Origin of the sequence: Burkholderia sp. AU31624 (genome assembly GCF_020420065.1) — a bacterium.
In the GTDB taxonomy this organism is placed as follows: domain Bacteria; phylum Pseudomonadota; class Gammaproteobacteria; order Burkholderiales; family Burkholderiaceae; genus Burkholderia.
Genome location: NZ_JAIZRT010000003.1, coordinates 25,997 through 45,700, shown reverse-complemented (window position 1 = coordinate 45,700; position 19,704 = coordinate 25,997). Strand labels below are relative to the sequence as shown.

The window sequence follows — 19,704 nt, the reverse complement described above, 5'->3', positions numbered from 1 at the left end:
AGTACTCCATCCGAACGAATTGTTGAATTTTTGAATTAGCGAAGGAACCATCATGAACGTTTTCTACGACAAAGACGCTGACCTCTCCCTCATCAAGGGCAAGCAAGTCACGATCATCGGCTACGGCTCGCAAGGCCATGCACACGCGCTGAACCTGAAGGACAGCGGCGTGAACGTGACGGTCGGCCTGCGCAAGGGCGGCGCGTCGTGGAGCAAGGCCGAAAACGCAGGCCTGTCGGTCAAGGAAGTCGCGGAAGCGGTGAAGAGCGCCGACGTCGTGATGATGCTGCTGCCGGACGAGCAGATCGCCGACGTGTACGCGAAGGAAGTCCACGCGAACATCAAGCAGGGCGCGGCGCTGGCATTCGCGCACGGCTTCAACGTCCACTACGGCGCGGTGATCCCGCGCGCCGACCTCGACGTGATCATGATCGCGCCGAAGGCACCGGGCCACACGGTTCGCGGCACGTACTCGCAAGGTGGCGGCGTGCCGCACCTGATCGCGGTTGCGCAGAACAAGTCGGGCGCGGCACGCGACATCGCGCTGTCGTACGCGGCAGCGAACGGCGGCGGCCGTGCGGGCATCATCGAAACCAACTTCCGTGAAGAAACCGAAACCGACCTGTTCGGCGAGCAGGCCGTGCTGTGCGGCGGTACCGTCGAGCTGATCAAGGCCGGCTTCGAGACGCTGGTCGAAGCAGGCTACGCGCCGGAAATGGCGTACTTCGAGTGCCTGCACGAACTGAAGCTGATCGTCGACCTGATCTACGAAGGCGGCATCGCGAACATGAACTACTCGATCTCGAACAACGCCGAGTACGGCGAGTACGTGACGGGCCCGCGCATCGTCACGGAAGAGACGAAGAAGGCGATGAAGCAGTGCCTGACCGACATCCAGACGGGCGAGTACGCGAAGAGCTTCATTCTCGAGAACAAGGCAGGCGCACCGACGCTGCAGTCGCGCCGCCGCCTGACGGCCGAGCACCAGATCGAGCAAGTCGGCTCGAAGCTGCGCGCGATGATGCCGTGGATCGCGAAGAACAAGCTCGTCGACCAGTCGAAGAACTAAGCACCGCGTGCTGTTCCGGCCCTTCGAATAGAGGGCCGGTACCAAAAAGCCGCCCGAAGGCAGCAGTGCCCCGGGCGGCTTTTGCTATCCTACGGGCTTTGCAATTCACCGAACACAGAACGAATCCATGAACTATCCTCATCCGATCATCGCGCGCGAAGGCTGGCCGTTCATCGCGATTGCAGCCGTCATCGCGCTGTTGATCCATGCTGTCGGGGGCTTCGGCTTCGCGTGGCCGTTCTGGCTGCTGCTCGTCTTCGTCGTCCAGTTCTTCCGCGACCCGCAGCGTCCGATCCCGGCGCAGCCGAACGCGGTGCTGTGCCCGGCGGACGGCCGCATCGTCGCGGTCGAGACCACGCAGGACCCGTACGCGAACCGCGAAGCGCTGAAGATCAGCGTGTTCATGAATGTCTTCAACGTCCATTCGCAGCGTTCGCCGGTCGATGGCGCGATCTCCAAGGTCGAATACTTCCCGGGCGCGTTCCTGAACGCGGCGATCGACAAGGCGTCGACCGAGAACGAGCGTAATGCGGTCGTGATCCAGACGGCGAGCGGCAAGACCGTGACCGCGGTGCAGATCGCCGGCCTCGTTGCGCGCCGGATCCTCTGCTACGTGCGCGCGGGCGAACCGCTGTCGCGCGGCCAGCGCTACGGTTTCATCCGCTTCGGTTCGCGCGTCGACGTGTACCTGCCGCTCGGCAGCCGCGCGAAGGTGTCGATCGGCGAGAAGGTCTACGCGTCGTCGACGATCCTCGCCGAACTCGAACAGTAAGCGGCGAGGCGCACGATGGCCGCATTCAAACCGCGTCGGCCGCGCAACGGCGCCGGCCAGACGCCACGCCCGTTCCGGCGCAACAAGGTGATGGCACAGGATCCGGTGCCTATCGAGAGCCGCCGCGCCGCGCGCCAGCGGTTCCTGAAGACGCGCGGCATCTACCTGCTGCCGAACGCGTTCACGACCGCCGCGCTGTTCTGCGGCTTCTTCGCGGTCGTGCAGGCGATGAACGTGCGCTTCGAGATCGCCGCGATCGCGATTTTCGTCGCGATGGTGCTCGACGGAATGGACGGACGCGTGGCACGCATGACGCATACGCAGAGCGCGTTCGGCGAGCAGTTCGACAGCCTGTCGGACATGGTGTCGTTCGGCGTCGCGCCCGCGCTCGTGATGTACGAGTGGGTGCTGAAGGATCTCGGCCGCTGGGGCTGGCTCGCCGCGTTCGTGTACTGCTCGGGCGCCGCGCTGCGCCTTGCGCGCTTCAATACGAACATCGGCGTCGTCGACAAGCGCTTCTTCCAGGGGCTGCCGAGCCCGGCCGCGGCCGCACTGATCGCGGGCTTCGTGTGGCTTGCCACTGACAACCGCGTGCCGATGAAGCTCGGCTGGCTGCCGTGGGTCGCGTTCGTGCTGACGATCTACGCGGGCGTGACGATGGTGTCGAACGCGCCGTTCTACAGCGGCAAGGCGCTCGACGTGCGGCACCGCGTGCCGTTCGCGGCGATCCTGCTGGTCGTCGTCGCGTTCGTGCTCGTGTCGTCCGATCCGCCGCTGATGCTGTTCTGCCTGTTCGTGCTGTACGGGCTGTCCGGCTACGTGTTCTGGGGCTACATGGCCATCCGCGGGCGCGCGAATCCGGCACGCTCGTCGCAGCGCGATCACTGACGCACGCGCATGCTTTGCCCGGAAACGGCGGCCCCAGGGTCGCCGTTTTCATTTGTCCCTGGTTCGGCCCGTGCGGCCGGAAACCCCGGGTGCCGTCCGATTGCGCACCCAACGGAATGCCGCTATAGTCTTTGGCATGACTGCATTTTCCCGCCTCTCCCTCCTTCTAGCCGGTGCGCCGCTACGCGCGCTAGCTTCGGCGCGCCTGCCGCGCTGACCGTTCTCGCCCCCCGTCAAGCTTCGTCTGTTGTCGAGCGTCGCCAGCGGTGGCGCGATCTCGTTACGTTTGACTTCCGTATAAAGAGCCCTGGAGCCCCCCATGACAGACAAGCTGATCATTTTCGATACGACGTTGCGTGACGGCGAACAATCGCCCGGTGCGTCGATGACGAAGGAAGAGAAAATCCGCATCGCGAAGCACCTCGAGCGGATGAAGGTCGACGTGATCGAGGCCGGCTTCGCAGCCAGCTCGAACGGCGATTTCGACGCGATCCACACGATCGCCGGTCTCGTGAAGGACAGCACGATCTGCTCGCTGGCGCGCGCCAACGACAAGGACATCCAGCGCGCCGCTGATGCGCTGAAGCCGGCCAACAGCGCGCGGATCCACACGTTCATCGCGACGTCGCCGCTGCACATGGAGAAGAAGCTGCGGATGACGCCCGACCAGGTGTTCGAGCAGGCGCGTCTCGCGGTGCGTTTCGCGCGCAAGTTCACCGACAACGTCGAATTCTCGCCGGAAGACGGCAGCCGCTCGGATCTCGACTTCCTGTGCCGCGTGCTGGAAGCCGTGATCGCGGAAGGCGCGACGACGATCAACATTGCGGACACGGTCGGCTACGGCGTGCCGGAGCTGTACGGCAACCTCGTGAAGACGCTGCGGGAGCGCATTCCGAACTCGGACAAGGCGATCTTCTCGGTGCATTGCCACAACGATCTCGGGATGGCGGTGGCGAACTCGCTCGCCGGCGTGAAGATCGGCGGTGCGCGCCAGATCGAGTGCACGATCAACGGCCTCGGCGAGCGCGCGGGCAACACGTCGCTCGAAGAAATCGTGATGGCCGTGAAGACCCGCAAGGACTACTTCGGCCTCGACGTCGGCATCGACACGACGCAGATCGTACCGACGTCGAAGCTCGTGTCGCAGATCACCGGCTTCGTCGTGCAGCCGAACAAGGCGGTGGTCGGCGCGAACGCGTTCGCGCATGCGTCGGGCATTCACCAGGACGGCGTGCTGAAGGCGCGCGACACCTACGAGATCATGCGCGCGGAAGACGTGGGCTGGACCGCGAACAAGATCGTGCTCGGCAAGCTGTCGGGCCGCAACGCGTTCAAGCAGCGCCTGCAGGAGCTCGGCGTGGCGCTCGACAGCGAGAGCGAACTCAATGCCGCGTTCATGCGCTTCAAGGATCTGGCCGATCGCAAGGCCGAGATCTTCGACGAAGACATCATCGCGATCGTGTCCGAGGAATCGGCGCTCGCGCACGAGCAGGAGCACTTCAAGTTCGTGTCGCTGTCGCAGCGTTCGGAGACGGGCGAGCAACCGCAGGCGAAAATCGTGTTCGCGGTCGAAGGCAAGGAAGTGACCGGTGAAGCGCGCGGCAACGGCCCGGTCGATGCTACGTTCAATGCGATCGAGGGCGAAGTCGGCAGCGGGTCCGAGCTGCTGCTGTATTCGGTGAACGCGATCACGACCGGCACGCAGGCGCAGGGCGAAGTGACCGTCCGGCTGTCGAAGAGCGGGCGGATCGTCAACGGCGTCGGCACCGATCCGGACATCGTCGCCGCATCCGCGAAGGCGTACATCTCCGCACTGAACAAGCTGCATTCGAAGGACGACAAGGTCAATCCGCAGCGCTCATAAGCGCAGCGCGCTGCGCGTCACCGAAACGCCCCGTGCGGCCCTGCGCCGCCGGGGCGTTTTTTCATTTACCCACTCATCCACTGCTCATTCGGCGGCCGGCGCGCGGAACAGCCAGCGGCGCGCGGCCGTGCGCGGCGCCGGGCTGCGCCGCCGGAACTCGACCGCGATGCCGCGTCTCGGCGCATCGGCGACGAACGCATCGAGCAGCTCGAGCACGTCGTGATCGATATAGTCGGCACGCGTCGCGTCGATGATCACCGCGGCCCGGTCGGGAATGTGCCGCAGGTGATGCTTGACCTGCACCTTGCCGAGAAACGACACGTCCTTGCGGAACGACAGCAGGAAGTGATCGTCGTGCTGCGCGAGCGTGACGGGGCTCTTCAGGTTCGCGACGGCGACCGCCAGCACGCTGCACGCGAGGCCGAGCGCGATGCCGAACAGCAGGTCGACCGCGAGCACGCCGGCGATCGTCGCGGCGAACGGCACGAATGCGGCCGGCCCCTGTTTCATCACCGAGCGGAACAGCGCCGGTTTCGCGAGCTTGAAGCCGGTGTGGATCAGGATCGCGGCCAGGCTCGCGAGCGGGGTCAGGTTGATCAGGCCGGTGAGCGCGAACACGCTCGCGAGCAGCAGCATCCCGTGCACGATCGCCGACATCCGGCTTTGCGCGCCCGCATTGACGTTCACCGAGCTGCGCACGATCACCGACGTGATCGGCAATCCGCCGACCGCGCCCGCGACGAGATTGCCGACGCCCTGGGCCTTGAGTTCGCGGTCAGGCTGGGTCGGCCGGCGCTTCGGGTCGATCTGCTCGACCGCTTCGAGGCTCAGCAGCGTCTCGAGGCTTGCGACGACCGCGAGCGTGATCGCAACCCGCCACACGTCAGGATTGACGAGCTGCGCGAAGTTCGGGCCGAGTTCCGCATGCTTGAGCGACGCCGCGAAGGCCGCGAACGATCCGAGTTCGGGCAGTGTCACGCGATGGGCGGCGCCCGGCGCAACGGACGGTGCGACGACGCTCAACACGAGCGTGGCGCCGATCCCCAGCACGACCACCGCAAGCGGGGCCGGCACCGCGCGCACCAGCGCGAAGCGGCGCAGCACGGGCGTGTCCCACGCGACCAGCAGCGCGAGCGAGGCGAGCGCGGTGGCCGTCGCGGCCCACGCGACCGGCAGGCCCGGCCAGTTCGCAAACGATTGCGCCGCCGAGCCGCCGATACCGAAGGCGAACGGAATCTGCTTCACGATCAGCAGCAGGCCGATCGCGGCGAGCATGCCCTTGATGACGGGCGACGGCACATAGGCGGCGAAGCGGCCGGCGCGCAGCATGCCGAACCCGAACTGCAGCACGCCGGACAGCAGCACCGCGAGCAGGAACGCGGAGAAGCTGCCGAGTTGCGCGATGCCTTCGACGACGATCACGACGAGGCCGGCGGCCGGCCCGCTGACGGACAGCGACGAGCCGCTCAGCAGCGCGACGACGATGCCGCCGACGATCCCGGACACGAGCCCGGCGAACGGTTCGACGCCGGATGCATTGGCGATGCCGAGACACAGCGGCAGCGCGACGAGGAACACGACGACGCCGGCGACGATGTCGCGCGGCAGGGTGGACAGGCGCTCGTTCAGTTTCATGGTTGGGGCGATTTCATTGGCTTGGGGGCGGGGTAGGTCAGCCGAGCGCGCCGGCCGTCGCGGCCTGCACGGGTTCGACGTCGGCGGGCGGCGTGGTGTAGCCGGAATCGAGTTCCTGCAGGCGGCCGTCGGCGAGCGAAAAGATCCAGCCGTGCACGAGCGGCGGTCGTTCGCGGCCCTGCACGATCGGGGACGCGCGCAGCAGCCTCACCTGTTCGAGCACGTTGAGTTCGGCGAGGCGGTCGGCGGCGGCCGTGTCGTCAAGCCCGTCCAGCGTGTCGCGATGGCGCCGCGCGAGCGCACAGAGCGGCGCGATGCGGCGCGCGACGTGCGGCAGGTCGGACGGCGGCGGCAGCAGCGACGCGCGTACGCCGCCGCATCCGTAGTGCCCGCACACGATCACGTGGTCGACCTGCAGCACGCGCACCGCGTACTCGAGGACGCTGGCGGAATTGTCGTCGTCGGGATGGAACAGGTTCGCGATGTTGCGATGGACGAACAGCTCGCCGGGCGCGCAGTGCGTGATGGTCTCGGCCGGCACGCGGCTGTCGGCGCAGCCGATCCACAGCACGCGCGGATTCTGGCCGCGCGCGAGCGCGTCGAAGAAGCCGGGCGTGTATTCACGCGTTTCGCGGGCCCAGGCGATGTTGGCAACCAGCATGCTCTTGGGGCGATTCATGAGGACTCCTTTGTGATAAAGGCAAACGAATATCGGCAAAAATGTCGCAATGGCATTCTTTCTAAATTGAAAGGTTGGTTTTCGACTGATATTAGGGGTATGCCCTAGCACTTCGGGGGTGCTGAAACAATTTGTTTCAAATTGATTTGGCGTAGTGCATGGCGTGCACCAATTCGCCGCATGACATGCGCTGCGCATGCCTGTTTCCGCGCAAAGGCCCGCATGACGGGGATGTCAGCGAGGTGCCATCGGAATGTCATCGAACGGAAAAGATTTCCGTCGCATTTTCCGAATTAATCGGGAAGCGGAAAAAAGGAAATGGCCATTCACGCAATGATTCGTGAATGGCCATGCTGAAAATTGCGCGTAAATGCGTAATCGGTCAGAACAGGTTGCGGCGGTCGGGGTCGTGCAGCGGGTCGGGCGTTTTCTGCGTGATGCGCAGGATGCCCTGCGGATCGAAGTAGAAGCTGTACATCATGTACCAGACGTTGTCCTCGAGATACCGGTAAGTCCACACCTCGCGCTTCATCAGCGGGAAGTAGGACGTCTCGACGGGGCGTCCGAAGTTCACGAGGACGTCGGTCTTCGTCCACTTGCCGATCTCCGCGCGATAGAACTCGTTCGGCTGCAGGACCTGGCGCACGTTGACGATCTTGTGGGCCGCGTCGACGTCGGCCGCGATGGTGATTTCGCCCATCGGCTGGGTCGGCCACATCAGGCGCTTGCCGCCGCCGGGCAGGTCGTAGATTTCGCGCGGCGGGCCCATGCGTGCGACGATCGCCGACTCGTCCTGGCCGGCCTGGTATTGCTGCCACGGTTGCGCGCAACCGGCCAGCAGCGCGGCGGCGCTGGCGACCAGCACCGGCAGGCGCGCGGAAATGCGAATGCGCATGGGGATTCTCCAGAACACGGAAACAAGTCCCGTTTTATCACGGACGGCGTGCGACGGCGCATCGCGCGGAAAAAATCGGTGCGGATCGCCGGGCGCGTCGCGCTTGCGGGCGGCGTGGGCGCCGGCCTATGATCCGCGCTTCTCGGGCAGATTGAAGGGCAGGTGGCCGATGCAGGGGTGGAAGCGTTGTGCGCTCGCGTTGAGCGCGGGATGGATGCTGGTGTCGTCGGCGTTTGCCGGCGGCGAGCCGGTGCGGATCGCGCTGATCGAAGGGATGTCGGGCCCGTTCGCGAATGCGGGTGCGGCGGTCGAACGCAACCTGCGCTTCGGCGTCGAGCAGGTCAACGCGGCGGGCGGCGTGAAGCTGCGCGACGGTGCGCATCCGCTCGAACTGGTGGTGCTCGACAGCAAAGGGAGCCCCGAGGAGGCGCTCGTGCAGTTGCGCGCGGCCGCGGACCGCCATATCGGGTTCGTCACGCAAGGCAACAGTTCGGCCGTCGCCGCCGCGCTCGTCGCGGCGCTCGACAAGCTGAACGCGCGCGATCCGGACAACCGGATGCTGTTCCTCAACTATTCGGCCGACGATCCGGCGCTGACCGGTGCGCGCTGCAGTTTCTGGCATTTCCGTTTCGATGCCCACGCGGGCATGCGGATGGCCGCGCTCGCGGACGTGATGGCGCGCGACCGCGCGCTCCGCAAAGTCTATCTGCTCAACCAGGACTACAGCTTCGGCCGCGACGTCAGCGCGCTCGCCCGACAGGCGCTGGCCACGCGGCGTCCGGAGGTGACGATCGCCGGCGACGAATTCCACCCGATCGGCCGGATCAAGGATTTCTCGCCGTACATCGCGAAGATCCGCGCGAGCGGCGCCGACGCCGTCGTGACCGGCAACTGGGGCAACGACCTCACGCTGCTCGTGAAGGCGGCACGCGAGCAGGGGCTGAATGCGAAGTTCTATACCTTCTACGGCAACAGCCTCGGCGCGCCGGCGGCGCTCGGCGATGCCGGTGTCGGACGGGTCGTGGCCGTGGCGGACTGGCACCCGAACGCGGGCGGCGCGAAATCGGATGCGTTTTACCGCGCGTTCCGGAGCCGTTTTCCGGCCGCCCAGGACGACTATCCGGTGCGACGGATGAGCCTGATGATCGAGATGCTGGCCGCCGCGATGAATCGCGCGGGGTCGGCCGACCCCGTCGCGGTCGCACGCGCGCTCGAGGGCCTGTCGTTCGACGACGGCTTCCACGCATCGAAGATGCGCGCGCAGGATCACCAGCTGATCCAGCCCCTTTACGTGATGGAGATGGATAAGGTCGGCACGCCGGGCGTGCGCTTCGACAACGAGGGCTCGGGCTACGGTTTCCGGACGGTGCTCGCGGTGCCGGCGCCGCGCACGGAGATGCCGTCCGCCTGTTCGATGACGCGCCCGTGACAGGAGGCGGTAAGAACGGCGCGGAGTTGTGCTACAATGCGCGCCGGTTGTAAGTCACGGCACGGCCATTCTTCCGTGTCCGCCTGTTCAGTTAGAAAGGAAATCACATGTCTGTTGCAGATATCAAGAAGTCGGAAGTTGTTGCTCAGTTCGCCCGCGGTACCAACGACACGGGGAGCCCCGAAGTCCAGGTCGCACTGCTGACCGCGCGTATCGTCGAACTGACGGGTCACTTCAAGACCCACGCGAAGGATCACCACAGCCGCCGCGGTCTGCTGCGCATGGTGAGCCGCCGCCGCAAGCTGCTCGACTACCTCAAGGGCAAGGATGCCGACCGTTACCGCGCACTGATCGAGAAGCTGGGTCTGCGTAAGTAATCGAGGCGATTGCCGCCAGCAAGATGCCTGTGTCAGTCCGCTGATACAGGCATTTTGTTTTTGCGCGGTGCGTAGCGTCACGCGCACCGCAGGCCGTCCGGCACGGTTGTGCCGGGCTGCCGCAACGACTGATACCGGGGCAGGATTTGTGTCATTCCAGCGCGTCGCTGCGCGAGCGCCGCGCTGGAATGGCATAAAAAACACACCTTGCTCCGGGTGATTCGGTCGGGACGCCGCCGCGCGGGATGGCCGGCGCGGCGAATGAAATGCATGAATTCAAAGGAGCAACCATGTCCATGTTCAACAAGGTCGTGAAGGAATTCCAGTGGGGCCAGCACAAGGTGCGCCTCGAAACCGGTGAAGTCGCCCGCCAGGCAAGCGGCGCCGTGATCGTCGACGTCGAAGACACCGTCGTGCTGGCAACCGTCGTCGGCGCGAAGTCGGCGAAGCCGGGTCAGGATTTCTTCCCGCTGACCGTCGACTACCTCGAAAAGACCTACTCGGCCGGCAAGATCCCGGGCGGCTTCTTCCGTCGCGAAGGCCGTCCGTCGGAGCACGAGACGCTGACGTCGCGCCTGATCGACCGTCCGCTGCGCCCGCTGTTCCCGGAAGGCTTCTACAACGAAGTCCAGGTCGTGATCCACGTGCTGTCCGTGAACCCGGAAATCCCGGCGGACATCCCCGCGCTGATCGGCGCATCGGCTGCGCTCGCCGTGTCGGGCCTGCCGTTCAACGGCCCGGTCGGTGCCGCACGCGTGGCGTACATCGACAACGCATACGTGCTGAACCCGACGCGTGACCAGATCAAGGCGTCGAGCCTCGACCTCGTCGTCGCAGGTACGGAGCGTGCCGTGCTGATGGTCGAATCGGAAGCCGATCAGCTGTCGGAAGACGTGATGCTGGGCGCCGTGGTGTTCGGCCACGAGCAAATGCAGGTCGCGATCGACGCGATCCACGAACTGGTCCGCGAAGGCGGCAAGCCCGAATGGGACTGGCAGCCGGCGCCGAAGAACGAAGCGCTGATCGCACGCGTGACCGAGCTGGCACAGAACGACCTGCTCGCTGCTTACCAGCTCCGCGACAAGCAGGCACGCTCGACCAAGCTGAAGGAAGTCTACGCGGCAACCTCGGCGAAGCTCGAGGAAGATGCGCAGGCAGCCGGTACGGTCGCAGCCGACAAGGCAACGGTCGGCAACGTGCTGTTCGACATCGAAGCCAAGATCGTCCGTTCGCAGATCCTGAATGGCGAGCCGCGCATCGACGGCCGCGACACGCGCACCGTGCGCCCGATCGAAATCCGTACCGGCGTGCTGCCGCGTACCCACGGCTCGGCGCTGTTCACGCGCGGCGAGACGCAGGCGCTGGTCGTCGCGACGCTCGGCACGAAGGGTGACGAGCAGATCATCGACGCGCTCGAAGGCGAGTACCGCGAGCGCTTCATGCTCCACTACAACATGCCCCCGTTCGCGACCGGCGAAACGGGCCGCGTCGGCTCGCCGAAGCGCCGCGAAATCGGCCACGGCCGCCTCGCGAAGCGCGCACTGGTCAAGTGCCTGCCGAGCGCCGACGAATTCGGCTACTCGATCCGCGTCGTGTCGGAAATCACCGAATCGAACGGCTCGTCGTCGATGGCATCGGTGTGCGGCGGCTGCCTCGCGCTGATGGACGCCGGCGTGCCGATGAAGGCGCACGTCGCGGGTATCGCGATGGGCCTGATCCTCGAAGGCAACAAGTTCGCGGTGCTGACCGACATCCTCGGCGACGAAGATCACCTCGGCGACATGGACTTCAAGGTGGCCGGCACGGAACAAGGCGTGACGGCACTGCAGATGGACATCAAGATCCAGGGCATCACGAAGGAAATCATGCAGGTCGCGCTCGCGCAGGCGAAGGAAGGCCGCATGCACATCCTCGGCAAGATGACGTCGGCGGTTTCGGGTGCGAACACGCAATTGTCGGAATTCGCGCCGCGCATGATCACGATCAAGATCAACCCGGAAAAGATCCGCGACGTGATCGGCAAGGGCGGTTCGGTGATCCGCGCGCTGACGGAAGAAACCGGCACGACCATCGACATCTCCGACGACGGCGTCGTGACGATCGCGAGCACGAACAGCGACGGCATGGCCGAAGCGAAGAAGCGCATCGAGCAGATCACGGCCGAGATCGAAGTCGGTCAGGTGTACGAAGGCACGGTTCTGAAGCTGCTCGATTTCGGCGCGATCGTGAACCTGCTGCCGGGCAAGGATGGCCTGCTGCACATCTCGGAAATCGTCAACGAGCGTGTGAAGGACATCAACGACTACCTGAAGGAAGGCCAGCAAGTGAAGGTCAAGGTCATCCAGACGGACGAAAAGGGTCGCGTGCGTTTGTCGGCGAAGGCGCTGCTGAACGAAGCGGCGGCAGCGTCGCAGTCGGACACGCCGCCGCAGCAGTAAGCGGATAGGCGGATCAACGGCCGGCAGTGCGAAAGCGTGCCGGCCGTTTTTTCTGTAGCATCGTTGTGCGGCGCAGCAGCGCCGCAAGGCGCCCGTGCCGCGTGCGGGCGCGCCATCCGATTCCGATCCTGATCCTGGAGCGACCCTCACCATGAAAGCCATCGAAATCACCGAGTTCGGCGCCCCCGACGTGCTGAAGCTTGCGGAGCGTCCGCGCCCCGAACCGAAGCGCGGCGAAGTGCTGATCAAGGTGGCGGCTTCCGGCGTGAACCGGCCCGACGTGTTCCAGCGCAAGGGCGCCTATGCGCCGCCGCCGGGTGCGTCGGATCTGCCGGGCCTCGAGGTCGCGGGCGAGATCGTCGGCGGCGACCTGTCCGACGCCGCTCAGAACCCGTTCGGCCTGAAGCTCGGCGATCGCGTATGTGCGCTGCTCGCGGGCGGCGGCTATGCGGAATATGCGGTCGCGCCGCTGCCGCAATGCCTGCCGGTGCCCGACGGGCTCACCGATATCGAGGCCGCATCGCTGCCCGAAACGTTTTTCACGGTGTGGAGCAACGTATTCGACCGCGCGCAGCTCGGCGCGGGCGAGGGCGGCGAGCAGGAAACGCTGCTCGTGCAGGGCGGCTCGAGCGGCATCGGCGTGACGGCGATCCAGATCGCGCATGCGCTCGGCTTTCGCGTGTTCGCGACGGCCGGTACTGCCGACAAGTGCCGCGCGTGCGAGGCGCTCGGCGCGGAGCGTGCGATCAATTACAAGACGGAAGACTTCGTCGAGGTCGTGAAGTCGCTGACGCACGACCGCGGTGTCGACGTGATCCTCGACATGGTGGCGGGCTCGTACGTGCCGCGCGAACTGTCCGCGCTCGCGGATGGGGGCCGCCTCGTGCTGATCGCGCTGCTCGGCGGCGCGAAGGCCGACGTCAACCTGGGCGAGATCCTGCGTCGCCGGCTGACCATCACGGGTTCGACGCTGCGCCCGCGTCCGGTCGAATTCAAGGCGCAGATCGCCGCGCAATTGAAGGCGCGCGTGTGGCCGCTGCTCGCCGACGGCCGCATCAAGCCGGTGATCTATCGCGTATTGCCGGCGGCGGATGCCGCGCAGGCGCATGCGCTGATGGAAAGCAGCGAGCACACCGGCAAGATCGTGCTCGATTGGGGTACGAACGCCTGACGGCCCATGCGGCCGGGCTTGACATGCGCGGTTTGACCGGTTCAAGCCGCGCGCAGTAAAATCGCCGGTTTGCTTCGCCAGATCAAACCTGACGGCCGGTTTCCGGCGCGTTAATGACCAAGCGGTGACGAGACAGACACGATGTCGAAACAGAGAACTAAGCGTGTGATCGGCAACTGGAAGATGCACGGCCGGCTGGCCGGCAACCAGGGGTTGCTGAACGAAGTGGTGCAGGGCGCGGGCGCGGTGGCGGCCGAAACGTCGGTCGGCGTGTGCGTGCCGTTCCCGTATCTCGCGCAGGTTCAGGCGCAGCTCGACGGCGGCCGTGTTGCCTGGGGCGCGCAGGACGTGTCGGCGCACGAGCAGGGCGCATTCACCGGTGAAGTCGCGGCTGCGATGGTCGCGGAGTTCGGCGCACGCTATGCGATCGTCGGTCACTCGGAGCGCCGCGCGTATCACGGCGAACGCAACGAGACGGTCGCGGCGAAGACGCAGCGCGCGCTCGCGGCGGGGCTCACGCCTGTCGTGTGCGTCGGCGAGACGCTCGACGAGCGTGAGTCGGGCGCGACCGAGCAGGTGGTCGGCGCGCAGCTCGACGCAGTGCTGGCCGTGCTGACGGCCGACGAGGCTGCGCGCATCGTCGTCGCGTACGAGCCGGTCTGGGCGATCGGCACGGGCAAGAGCGCGACGTCGGCGCAGGCGCAGGACGTGCACGCGTTCCTGCGTGCGCGTCTCGCGGCAAAGGGTGCGGCGGACGTGTCCGTGCTGTACGGCGGCAGCGTGAAGCCGGACAACGCGGAAGAGCTGTTTGCGCAGCCGGACATCGACGGTGGCCTGATCGGCGGCGCGTCGCTGAAGGCGGAAGATTTCCTGGCGATCTGCCGGGCCGCGCGCTGAGCGGTCCGAGATCGAATTGAACCATGACGGCGGCCGGTCGGTCCGGTCGCCTGATCCATTCGGGTGGGTGTGATGCTGTTATTCAAGACGCTGATTATTGTGGTGCAGGTGCTGTCTGCACTGGGTGTGATTGGTCTCGTGCTGTTGCAGCACGGCAAGGGTGCCGACATGGGCGCTGCATTCGGCAGCGGCGCGTCGGGCAGCCTGTTTGGTGCAACGGGCTCGGCGAACTTCCTGTCGCGTACGACGGGCATTCTCGCGACGATCTTCTTCGTCGCGACGCTCGCGCTGACGTACCTCGGTTCGTACAAGTCGACGCCGTCGGCGGGCGTGCTGGGTGGGGTCGCGACCGCACCGGCATCGGCGCCTGCGGCATCGGCGCCGGCCGTCGCGGCATCCGCTGCCGCAGGTTCGGCTGCAAGCGCGCCGGGCCAGGACGTCCCGAAATAAAAAGTTAAATTTTTTGCGATTGTGCGTTGAACAAATCTCGAAGTCGGGTTAGAATTTAATTCTTGAAGCGATTCGCGGGAAACAAGTAGTTACAACCCCGGTTGCATGCAGTGCCGACGTGGTGAAATTGGTAGACACGCTATCTTGAGGGGGTAGTGGCGAAAGCTGTGCGAGTTCGAGTCTCGCCGTCGGCACCAAAGTTACTCAATGCCAGCCGCTTCTAGTGGCTGGCATTTTTCATTTCTGGGGTGTGCTTGCGGTTGTCTTGCGATCGCCTGCACTCCGAAATGATTCCTTCCGCCGGAAGTGGTATTCTCCGGACGCTCAGAACCAACCGATAGAGGATTGCCTTGAACCTCGCAGCCTATTACCCCGTCTTGTTGTTCCTCCTCGTGGGCACTGGTTTAGGTATAGCGCTGGTCAGCATCGGCAAGCTCCTTGGTCCCAACAAGCCGGACGTCGAGAAGAACGCACCGTACGAGTGCGGCTTCGAAGCCTTTGAAGACGCCCGGATGAAATTCGACGTCCGGTACTACCTCGTCGCCATCCTGTTCATCATCTTCGATCTCGAAACCGCATTCCTGTTTCCGTGGGGCGTCGCGCTCCGGGATATCGGCTGGCCGGGTTTCATCGCAATGATGATTTTTCTGCTCGAATTCCTGCTGGGCTTTGCCTATATCTGGAAGAAAGGCGGCCTCGACTGGGAGTGATGGGTTAATCGCCGGTTTGCATGGGCGGCCACGCTCGGTCGCTCGTCTGGAGTGGAAAGCAAATGAGTATCGAAGGGGTCTTGAAGGAAGGGTTTGTCACCACGACGGCTGACAAGCTGATCAACTGGACGCGTACCGGCTCGCTGTGGCCGATGACGTTCGGGCTCGCGTGTTGCGCCGTCGAAATGATGCATGCGGGCGCGGCCCGTTACGACCTGGACCGGTTCGGCGTCGTGTTCCGCCCGAGCCCGCGCCAGTCGGACGTGATGATCGTCGCCGGCACGCTCTGCAACAAGATGGCGCCCGCGCTGCGCCGCGTGTACGACCAGATGGCCGAGCCGCGCTGGGTGATCTCGATGGGGTCGTGCGCGAACGGCGGTGGCTACTACCACTACTCGTACTCGGTGGTCCGCGGCTGCGACCGGATCGTGCCGGTCGACGTCTACGTGCCGGGCTGTCCGCCCACGGCCGAGGCGCTGGTCTACGGCGTGATCCAGCTTCAGGCGAAGATCCGCCGCACCAATACCATCGCCCGTCAATAAAGCCCCGAGCGTCCCCTCAATATGGCAAGCAAAATCGAGACCCTCAAGGCAAACCTCGAAGCCGCGCTCGGCGCGCGCGTGGTGAGCCTCACCGAAGCGATCGGTGAACTGACGCTCGTCGTGAAGGCGAGCGATTACCTCGAAGTCGCAAAGATGCTGCGCGACGATCCGAAGCTCCGTTTCGAGCAACTGATCGACCTGTGCGGCGTCGACTACCAGACCTTCGGCGACGGCGCCTACGACGGCCCGCGTTTCGCGGCCGTGTCGCACCTGCTGTCGGTCACGAACAACTGGCGCCTGCGCCTGCGTGCATTCGCGCCGGACGACGACCTGCCGATCGTGGCATCGCTGGTCGACATCTGGACCTCCGCGAACTGGTACGAGCGCGAAGCGTTCGACCTGTACGGCATCGTGTTCGAAGGCCACCCCGACCTGCGCCGCATCCTCACCGACTACGGCTTCATCGGCCACCCGTTCCGCAAGGACTTCCCGGTGTCGGGCTATGTCGAAATGCGTTACGACCCGGAAGAGAAGCGGGTCGTGTATCAGCCGGTGACGATCGAGCCGCGCGAAATCACGCCGCGCGTGATCCGCGAGGATCGCTATGGCGGTCTGAAACATTAAGGGGGCGTCATGGCAGAAATCAAGAACTACACGCTCAACTTCGGCCCGCAGCACCCGGCAGCGCACGGCGTGCTGCGCCTCGTGCTCGAGCTCGACGGCGAAGTCATCCAGCGTGCCGATCCGCACATCGGCCTGCTGCACCGCGCGACGGAAAAGCTCGCGGAATCCAAAACGTTCATCCAGTCCGTGCCGTACATGGACCGTCTCGACTATGTGTCGATGATGGTCAACGAGCACGGCTACGTGCTCGCGATCGAAAAGCTGCTCGGCATCGAAGTGCCGGAGCGCGCGCAGTACATTCGCGTGCTGTTCGACGAAATCACGCGCGTGCTGAACCACCTGATGTGGATCGGCGCGCACGCGCTCGACGTTGGCGCGATGGCCGTGTTCCTGTACGCGTTCCGCGAGCGTGAAGACCTGATGGACGTGTACGAAGCGGTGTCCGGCGCCCGGATGCACGCGGCGTACTATCGTCCGGGCGGCGTCTATCGCGATCTGCCTGATGCAATGCCGCAATACAAGGCGTCGAAGATTCGCAACGAGAAGGCGCTCGCGAAGATGAACGAAGCGCGCAGCGGCTCGGTGCTCGACTTCATCGACGACTTCTTCACGCGCTTCCCGAAGTGCGTCGACGAATACGAAACGCTGCTCACCGACAACCGGATCTGGAAACAGCGTCTGGTCGGGATCGGCGTGGTCAGCCCGGAACGTGCGCTGCAGATGGGCCTGACGGGCCCGATGCTGCGCGGCTCGGGTATCGCCTGGGACCTGCGCAAGAAGCAGCCGTACGAAGTGTACGATCGCATGGATTTCGACGTGCCGGTCGGCGTAAACGGCGATTGCTACGACCGCTATCTGGTGCGCGTCGAAGAAATGCGCCAGTCGATCCGCATCGCGAAACAGTGTATTGAGTGGCTCCGCAAGAATCCGGGCCCCGTGATGACGGACAATCACAAGGTTGCACCGCCGTCGCGCGTCGGCATGAAGACCAACATGGAAGACTTGATTCACCACTTCAAGCTCTTCACCGAAGGTTTCCATGTGCCGGAAGGCGAAGCGTACGCGGCGGTCGAGCATCCGAAGGGTGAGTTCGGCATCTACCTCGTGTCGGATGGTGCCAACAAGCCGTATCGCCTCAAGATTCGCGCACCGGGTTTCGCGCACCTGGCGTCGCTCGACGAAATGGCGCGCGGTCACATGATCGCCGACGCCGTCACGATCATCGGTACGCAGGACATCGTGTTCGGCGAAATCGATCGCTAATGGTTAGCGCCGCCCGCGAGAGCGGGCGGCGAGCAGCAAGTCACACGCGATGCGCGCTGAACCGGCGCGGCTTCGCAAGCTGTCAACAGAGTGAGCGCCAGGTCTGCCGTCCATGCACCCCAGTGTGCGGCAGGTTGTTCGTTCGGTAGGAATTGAAAGAGTCGTGTCTGAAAATGATCTCAGCTGAAGGCCTGAAGGAAATCGATCGAGCGTTGACGAAGTATCCCGCCGATCAGAAACAGTCCGCCGTGATGTCGGCATTGGCCGTTGCTCAGGAAGAGCACGGCTGGCTGTCGCCCGAACTGATGCAGTTCGTCGCGGACTATCTCGGCATGCCGGCCGTTGCCGTGCAGGAAGTCGCGACGTTCTACACGATGTACGAGCTCAACCCGGTCGGCAAGCACAAGATCACGCTCTGCACGAACCTGCCGTGCCAGCTCGGCCCGGACGGTGGCGCGGAAGCGACTGCCGACTACCTGAAACAGAAGCTGGGCATCGGCTTCGGCGAGACCACGCCCGACGGCAAGTTCACGCTGAAGGAAGGCGAATGCATGGGCTCGTGCGGCGATGCGCCGGTGCTGCTGGTGAACAATCACAGAATGTGCAGCTTCATGAGCCGCGAGAAGATCGACCAGCTGCTTGAGGAGCTCTCGAAATGACGTCCCTCCACGACCGTCACATCAAACCGCTGATCCTCGCTGGTCTGAACGGCGAGAACTGGCATCTCGAAGATTACGTCGCGCGCGGCGGCTACAAGCAGCTGCGCCGCATTCTCGAAGAAAAGATTCCGCCCGAGCAGGTGATCGCCGACGTCAAGGCGTCGGGCCTGCGTGGCCGTGGCGGTGCGGGCTTCCCGACCGGCCTGAAGTGGAGCTTCATGCCGCGCCAGTTCCCGGGGCAGAAGTACCTCGTCTGCAACTCGGACGAAGGCGAGCCGGGCACGTTCAAGGATCGCGACATCCTGCGCTGGAACCCGCACGCGCTGATCGAAGGCATGGCCATCGGCGCGTACGCGATGGGCATCACCGTCGGCTACAACTACATCCACGGCGAAATCTTCGAAGTGTATCGACGCTTCGAAGCCGCGCTCGATGAAGCGCGCGCCGCGGGGTTCCTCGGCGACAACATCATGGGCTCGGAATTCTCATTCCAGCTGCACGCGCACCACGGTTACGGCGCGTACATCTGCGGCGAGGAAACGGCGCTGCTCGAGTCGCTCGAAGGCAAGAAGGGCCAGCCGCGCTTCAAGCCGCCGTTCCCGGCGAGCTTCGGCGTGTACGGCAAGCCCACCACGATCAACAACACCGAGACGTTCGCCGCGGTGCCGTTCCTGCTGTCCATCGGGCCGCAGAATTACCTCGAGATCGGCAAGCCGAACAACGGCGGCACGAAGATTTTCTCGGTGTCGGGCGACGTCGAGCGTCCTGGCAACTATGAAGTGCCGCTCGGCACGCCGTTCGCGACGCTGATGGAGCTCGCCGGCGGGATGCGCGGCGGCAAGAAGATCAAGGCCGTGATTCCAGGCGGTTCGTCGGCGCCGGTGATCCCGGGCGACATCATGATGCAGACGGATCTCGACTACGATTCGATCGCGAAGGCGGGCTCGATGCTCGGGTCCGGCGCGGTGATCGTGATGGACGAGACGCGCTGCATGGTGCGCTCGCTGCTGCGCCTGTCGTACTTCTACTACGAGGAATCGTGCGGCCAGTGCACGCCGTGCCGTGAAGGCACCGGCTGGCTGTATCGCGTCGTGAACCGTATCGAGCACGGCGAAGGCCGCCAGGAAGATCTGGACCTGCTGAACTCGGTGGCCGAGAACATCATGGGCCGCACGATCTGTGCGCTCGGCGATGCGGCGGCGATGCCGGTACGCGGGATGCTCAAGCACTACTGGGACGAATTCGCGTACCACGTCGAGCACAAGCACTGCATGGTCGGCGGCCACGCGCACGCGGCGGCAGCCTGAAGCGAACCCGGTTGCGGAATTTGAGCGCACGGTCG

The 19,704-nt window shown here is 64.8% G+C and carries 19 protein-coding genes and 1 tRNA gene; 17 read left to right on the top strand and 3 right to left on the bottom strand.

Annotated elements, in window-relative coordinates; all coding sequences use genetic code 11:
• Positions 1 to 52 precede the first annotated feature (52 nt).
• From ilvC to LGM89_RS10480, 4 genes are all read left to right on the top strand, one after another.
• Positions 53 to 1,069, top strand: a complete 1,017-nt coding sequence (gene ilvC, locus LGM89_RS10495) for a ketol-acid reductoisomerase (protein ID WP_039370562.1) — start codon at positions 53 to 55, stop codon at positions 1,067 to 1,069.
• Between the two features lie 127 nt (positions 1,070 to 1,196).
• Complete coding sequence (locus LGM89_RS10490; RefSeq protein WP_039370565.1) at positions 1,197 to 1,841, top strand: phosphatidylserine decarboxylase; 645 nt, start codon at positions 1,197 to 1,199, stop codon at positions 1,839 to 1,841.
• Between the two features lie 15 nt (positions 1,842 to 1,856).
• Entirely contained in the window at positions 1,857 to 2,729 is an 873-nt protein-coding gene (gene pssA, locus LGM89_RS10485) for a CDP-diacylglycerol--serine O-phosphatidyltransferase (RefSeq protein ID WP_069248477.1), read from the top strand.
• Positions 2,730 to 3,048: 319 nt separating this feature from the next.
• Positions 3,049 to 4,593 carry a 2-isopropylmalate synthase gene (locus LGM89_RS10480; protein WP_226207071.1) on the top strand — a complete coding sequence of 515 codons (1,545 nt, stop codon included), beginning with the start codon at positions 3,049 to 3,051 and terminating at the stop codon, positions 4,591 to 4,593.
• A gap of 84 nt (positions 4,594 to 4,677) precedes the next feature.
• Here LGM89_RS10480 and LGM89_RS10475 read toward each other — a convergent pair whose 3' ends face one another.
• The 3 genes from LGM89_RS10475 to LGM89_RS10465 all read right to left on the bottom strand — a co-directional run bounded on the left by LGM89_RS10475 (position 4,678) and on the right by LGM89_RS10465 (position 7,802).
• Positions 4,678 to 6,228: a SulP family inorganic anion transporter gene (locus tag LGM89_RS10475; protein WP_226273032.1), complete on the bottom strand. Its 1,551-nt coding sequence runs from the start codon at positions 6,226 to 6,228 to the stop codon at positions 4,678 to 4,680.
• A gap of 37 nt (positions 6,229 to 6,265) precedes the next feature.
• Entirely contained in the window at positions 6,266 to 6,907 is a 642-nt protein-coding gene (locus LGM89_RS10470; RefSeq protein WP_226273031.1) for a carbonic anhydrase, read from the bottom strand.
• Positions 6,908 to 7,289: 382 nt separating this feature from the next.
• Positions 7,290 to 7,802: a hypothetical protein gene (locus LGM89_RS10465; RefSeq protein ID WP_069248473.1), complete on the bottom strand. Its 513-nt coding sequence runs from the start codon at positions 7,800 to 7,802 to the stop codon at positions 7,290 to 7,292.
• A 169-nt stretch (positions 7,803 to 7,971) separates the two neighbouring features.
• Between LGM89_RS10465 and LGM89_RS10460 the strand changes: the two genes are divergently transcribed.
• From LGM89_RS10460 to nuoF, 13 genes are all read left to right on the top strand, one after another.
• The gene (locus tag LGM89_RS10460) at positions 7,972 to 9,231 is read left to right on the top strand and encodes a branched-chain amino acid ABC transporter substrate-binding protein (protein WP_089495331.1); all 1,260 of its coding nucleotides are present in this window, start codon (positions 7,972 to 7,974) and stop codon (positions 9,229 to 9,231) included.
• A gap of 107 nt (positions 9,232 to 9,338) precedes the next feature.
• Positions 9,339 to 9,608, top strand: a complete 270-nt coding sequence (gene rpsO / locus LGM89_RS10455; protein WP_006398792.1) for a 30S ribosomal protein S15 — start codon at positions 9,339 to 9,341, stop codon at positions 9,606 to 9,608.
• Between the two features lie 290 nt (positions 9,609 to 9,898).
• Positions 9,899 to 12,046 (top strand): polyribonucleotide nucleotidyltransferase, encoded by a 2,148-nt coding sequence (pnp, locus tag LGM89_RS10450; RefSeq protein WP_124582744.1) that lies wholly within the window; start codon positions 9,899 to 9,901, stop codon positions 12,044 to 12,046.
• Positions 12,047 to 12,197: 151 nt separating this feature from the next.
• A complete protein-coding gene (locus LGM89_RS10445; RefSeq protein ID WP_089495330.1) occupies positions 12,198 to 13,217 on the top strand; it encodes an NAD(P)H-quinone oxidoreductase in 1,020 nt (339 codons plus the stop codon).
• 141 nt (positions 13,218 to 13,358) lie between these two features.
• Positions 13,359 to 14,114: a triose-phosphate isomerase gene (tpiA, locus tag LGM89_RS10440; protein WP_089495329.1), complete on the top strand. Its 756-nt coding sequence runs from the start codon at positions 13,359 to 13,361 to the stop codon at positions 14,112 to 14,114.
• A 72-nt stretch (positions 14,115 to 14,186) separates the two neighbouring features.
• Entirely contained in the window at positions 14,187 to 14,564 is a 378-nt protein-coding gene (gene secG / locus LGM89_RS10435) for a preprotein translocase subunit SecG (RefSeq protein ID WP_011352700.1), read from the top strand.
• 112 nt (positions 14,565 to 14,676) lie between these two features.
• Positions 14,677 to 14,761 (top strand) — tRNA-Leu (locus tag LGM89_RS10430).
• A gap of 153 nt (positions 14,762 to 14,914) precedes the next feature.
• Positions 14,915 to 15,274 carry an NADH-quinone oxidoreductase subunit A gene (locus LGM89_RS10425; protein WP_006398798.1) on the top strand — a complete coding sequence of 120 codons (360 nt, stop codon included), beginning with the start codon at positions 14,915 to 14,917 and terminating at the stop codon, positions 15,272 to 15,274.
• Between the two features lie 62 nt (positions 15,275 to 15,336).
• Positions 15,337 to 15,816 (top strand): NuoB/complex I 20 kDa subunit family protein, encoded by a 480-nt coding sequence (locus tag LGM89_RS10420; RefSeq protein ID WP_006398799.1) that lies wholly within the window; start codon positions 15,337 to 15,339, stop codon positions 15,814 to 15,816.
• Positions 15,817 to 15,837: 21 nt separating this feature from the next.
• Positions 15,838 to 16,440 (top strand): NADH-quinone oxidoreductase subunit C, encoded by a 603-nt coding sequence (locus tag LGM89_RS10415; protein ID WP_043188849.1) that lies wholly within the window; start codon positions 15,838 to 15,840, stop codon positions 16,438 to 16,440.
• Between the two features lie 9 nt (positions 16,441 to 16,449).
• Positions 16,450 to 17,703, top strand: coding sequence for an NADH-quinone oxidoreductase subunit D (locus LGM89_RS10410; protein ID WP_006478265.1), 1,254 nt, complete (start codon positions 16,450 to 16,452; stop codon positions 17,701 to 17,703).
• 173 nt (positions 17,704 to 17,876) lie between these two features.
• Positions 17,877 to 18,362: an NADH-quinone oxidoreductase subunit NuoE gene (gene nuoE, locus LGM89_RS10405; protein WP_006750460.1), complete on the top strand. Its 486-nt coding sequence runs from the start codon at positions 17,877 to 17,879 to the stop codon at positions 18,360 to 18,362.
• Positions 18,359 to 19,669: an NADH-quinone oxidoreductase subunit NuoF gene (nuoF, locus tag LGM89_RS10400; protein ID WP_006478267.1), complete on the top strand. Its 1,311-nt coding sequence runs from the start codon at positions 18,359 to 18,361 to the stop codon at positions 19,667 to 19,669. Before nuoE ends, nuoF begins: the two co-directional genes overlap by 4 nt.
• The last annotated feature ends 35 nt before the right edge of the window (positions 19,670 to 19,704 follow it).

What these genes read in the sequence shown, in the direction of transcription:
- ilvC (WP_039370562.1), top strand. Translation starts at nt 53, where the DNA reads ATGAACGTTTTCTACGACAAAGACGCTGACCTCTCCCTCATCAAGGGC.
- LGM89_RS10490 (WP_039370565.1), top strand. Translation starts at nt 1,197, where the DNA reads ATGAACTATCCTCATCCGATCATCGCGCGCGAAGGCTGGCCGTTCATC.
- pssA (WP_069248477.1), top strand. Translation starts at nt 1,857, where the DNA reads ATGGCCGCATTCAAACCGCGTCGGCCGCGCAACGGCGCCGGCCAGACG.
- LGM89_RS10480 (WP_226207071.1), top strand. Translation starts at nt 3,049, where the DNA reads ATGACAGACAAGCTGATCATTTTCGATACGACGTTGCGTGACGGCGAA.
- LGM89_RS10475 (WP_226273032.1), bottom strand. Translation starts at nt 6,228, where the DNA reads ATGAAACTGAACGAGCGCCTGTCCACCCTGCCGCGCGACATCGTCGCC.
- LGM89_RS10470 (WP_226273031.1), bottom strand. Translation starts at nt 6,907, where the DNA reads ATGAATCGCCCCAAGAGCATGCTGGTTGCCAACATCGCCTGGGCCCGC.
- LGM89_RS10465 (WP_069248473.1), bottom strand. Translation starts at nt 7,802, where the DNA reads ATGCGCATTCGCATTTCCGCGCGCCTGCCGGTGCTGGTCGCCAGCGCC.
- LGM89_RS10460 (WP_089495331.1), top strand. Translation starts at nt 7,972, where the DNA reads ATGCAGGGGTGGAAGCGTTGTGCGCTCGCGTTGAGCGCGGGATGGATG.
- rpsO (WP_006398792.1), top strand. Translation starts at nt 9,339, where the DNA reads ATGTCTGTTGCAGATATCAAGAAGTCGGAAGTTGTTGCTCAGTTCGCC.
- pnp (WP_124582744.1), top strand. Translation starts at nt 9,899, where the DNA reads ATGTCCATGTTCAACAAGGTCGTGAAGGAATTCCAGTGGGGCCAGCAC.
- LGM89_RS10445 (WP_089495330.1), top strand. Translation starts at nt 12,198, where the DNA reads ATGAAAGCCATCGAAATCACCGAGTTCGGCGCCCCCGACGTGCTGAAG.
- tpiA (WP_089495329.1), top strand. Translation starts at nt 13,359, where the DNA reads ATGTCGAAACAGAGAACTAAGCGTGTGATCGGCAACTGGAAGATGCAC.
- secG (WP_011352700.1), top strand. Translation starts at nt 14,187, where the DNA reads ATGCTGTTATTCAAGACGCTGATTATTGTGGTGCAGGTGCTGTCTGCA.
- LGM89_RS10420 (WP_006398799.1), top strand. Translation starts at nt 15,337, where the DNA reads ATGAGTATCGAAGGGGTCTTGAAGGAAGGGTTTGTCACCACGACGGCT.
- LGM89_RS10415 (WP_043188849.1), top strand. Translation starts at nt 15,838, where the DNA reads ATGGCAAGCAAAATCGAGACCCTCAAGGCAAACCTCGAAGCCGCGCTC.
- LGM89_RS10410 (WP_006478265.1), top strand. Translation starts at nt 16,450, where the DNA reads ATGGCAGAAATCAAGAACTACACGCTCAACTTCGGCCCGCAGCACCCG.
- nuoE (WP_006750460.1), top strand. Translation starts at nt 17,877, where the DNA reads ATGATCTCAGCTGAAGGCCTGAAGGAAATCGATCGAGCGTTGACGAAG.
- nuoF (WP_006478267.1), top strand. Translation starts at nt 18,359, where the DNA reads ATGACGTCCCTCCACGACCGTCACATCAAACCGCTGATCCTCGCTGGT.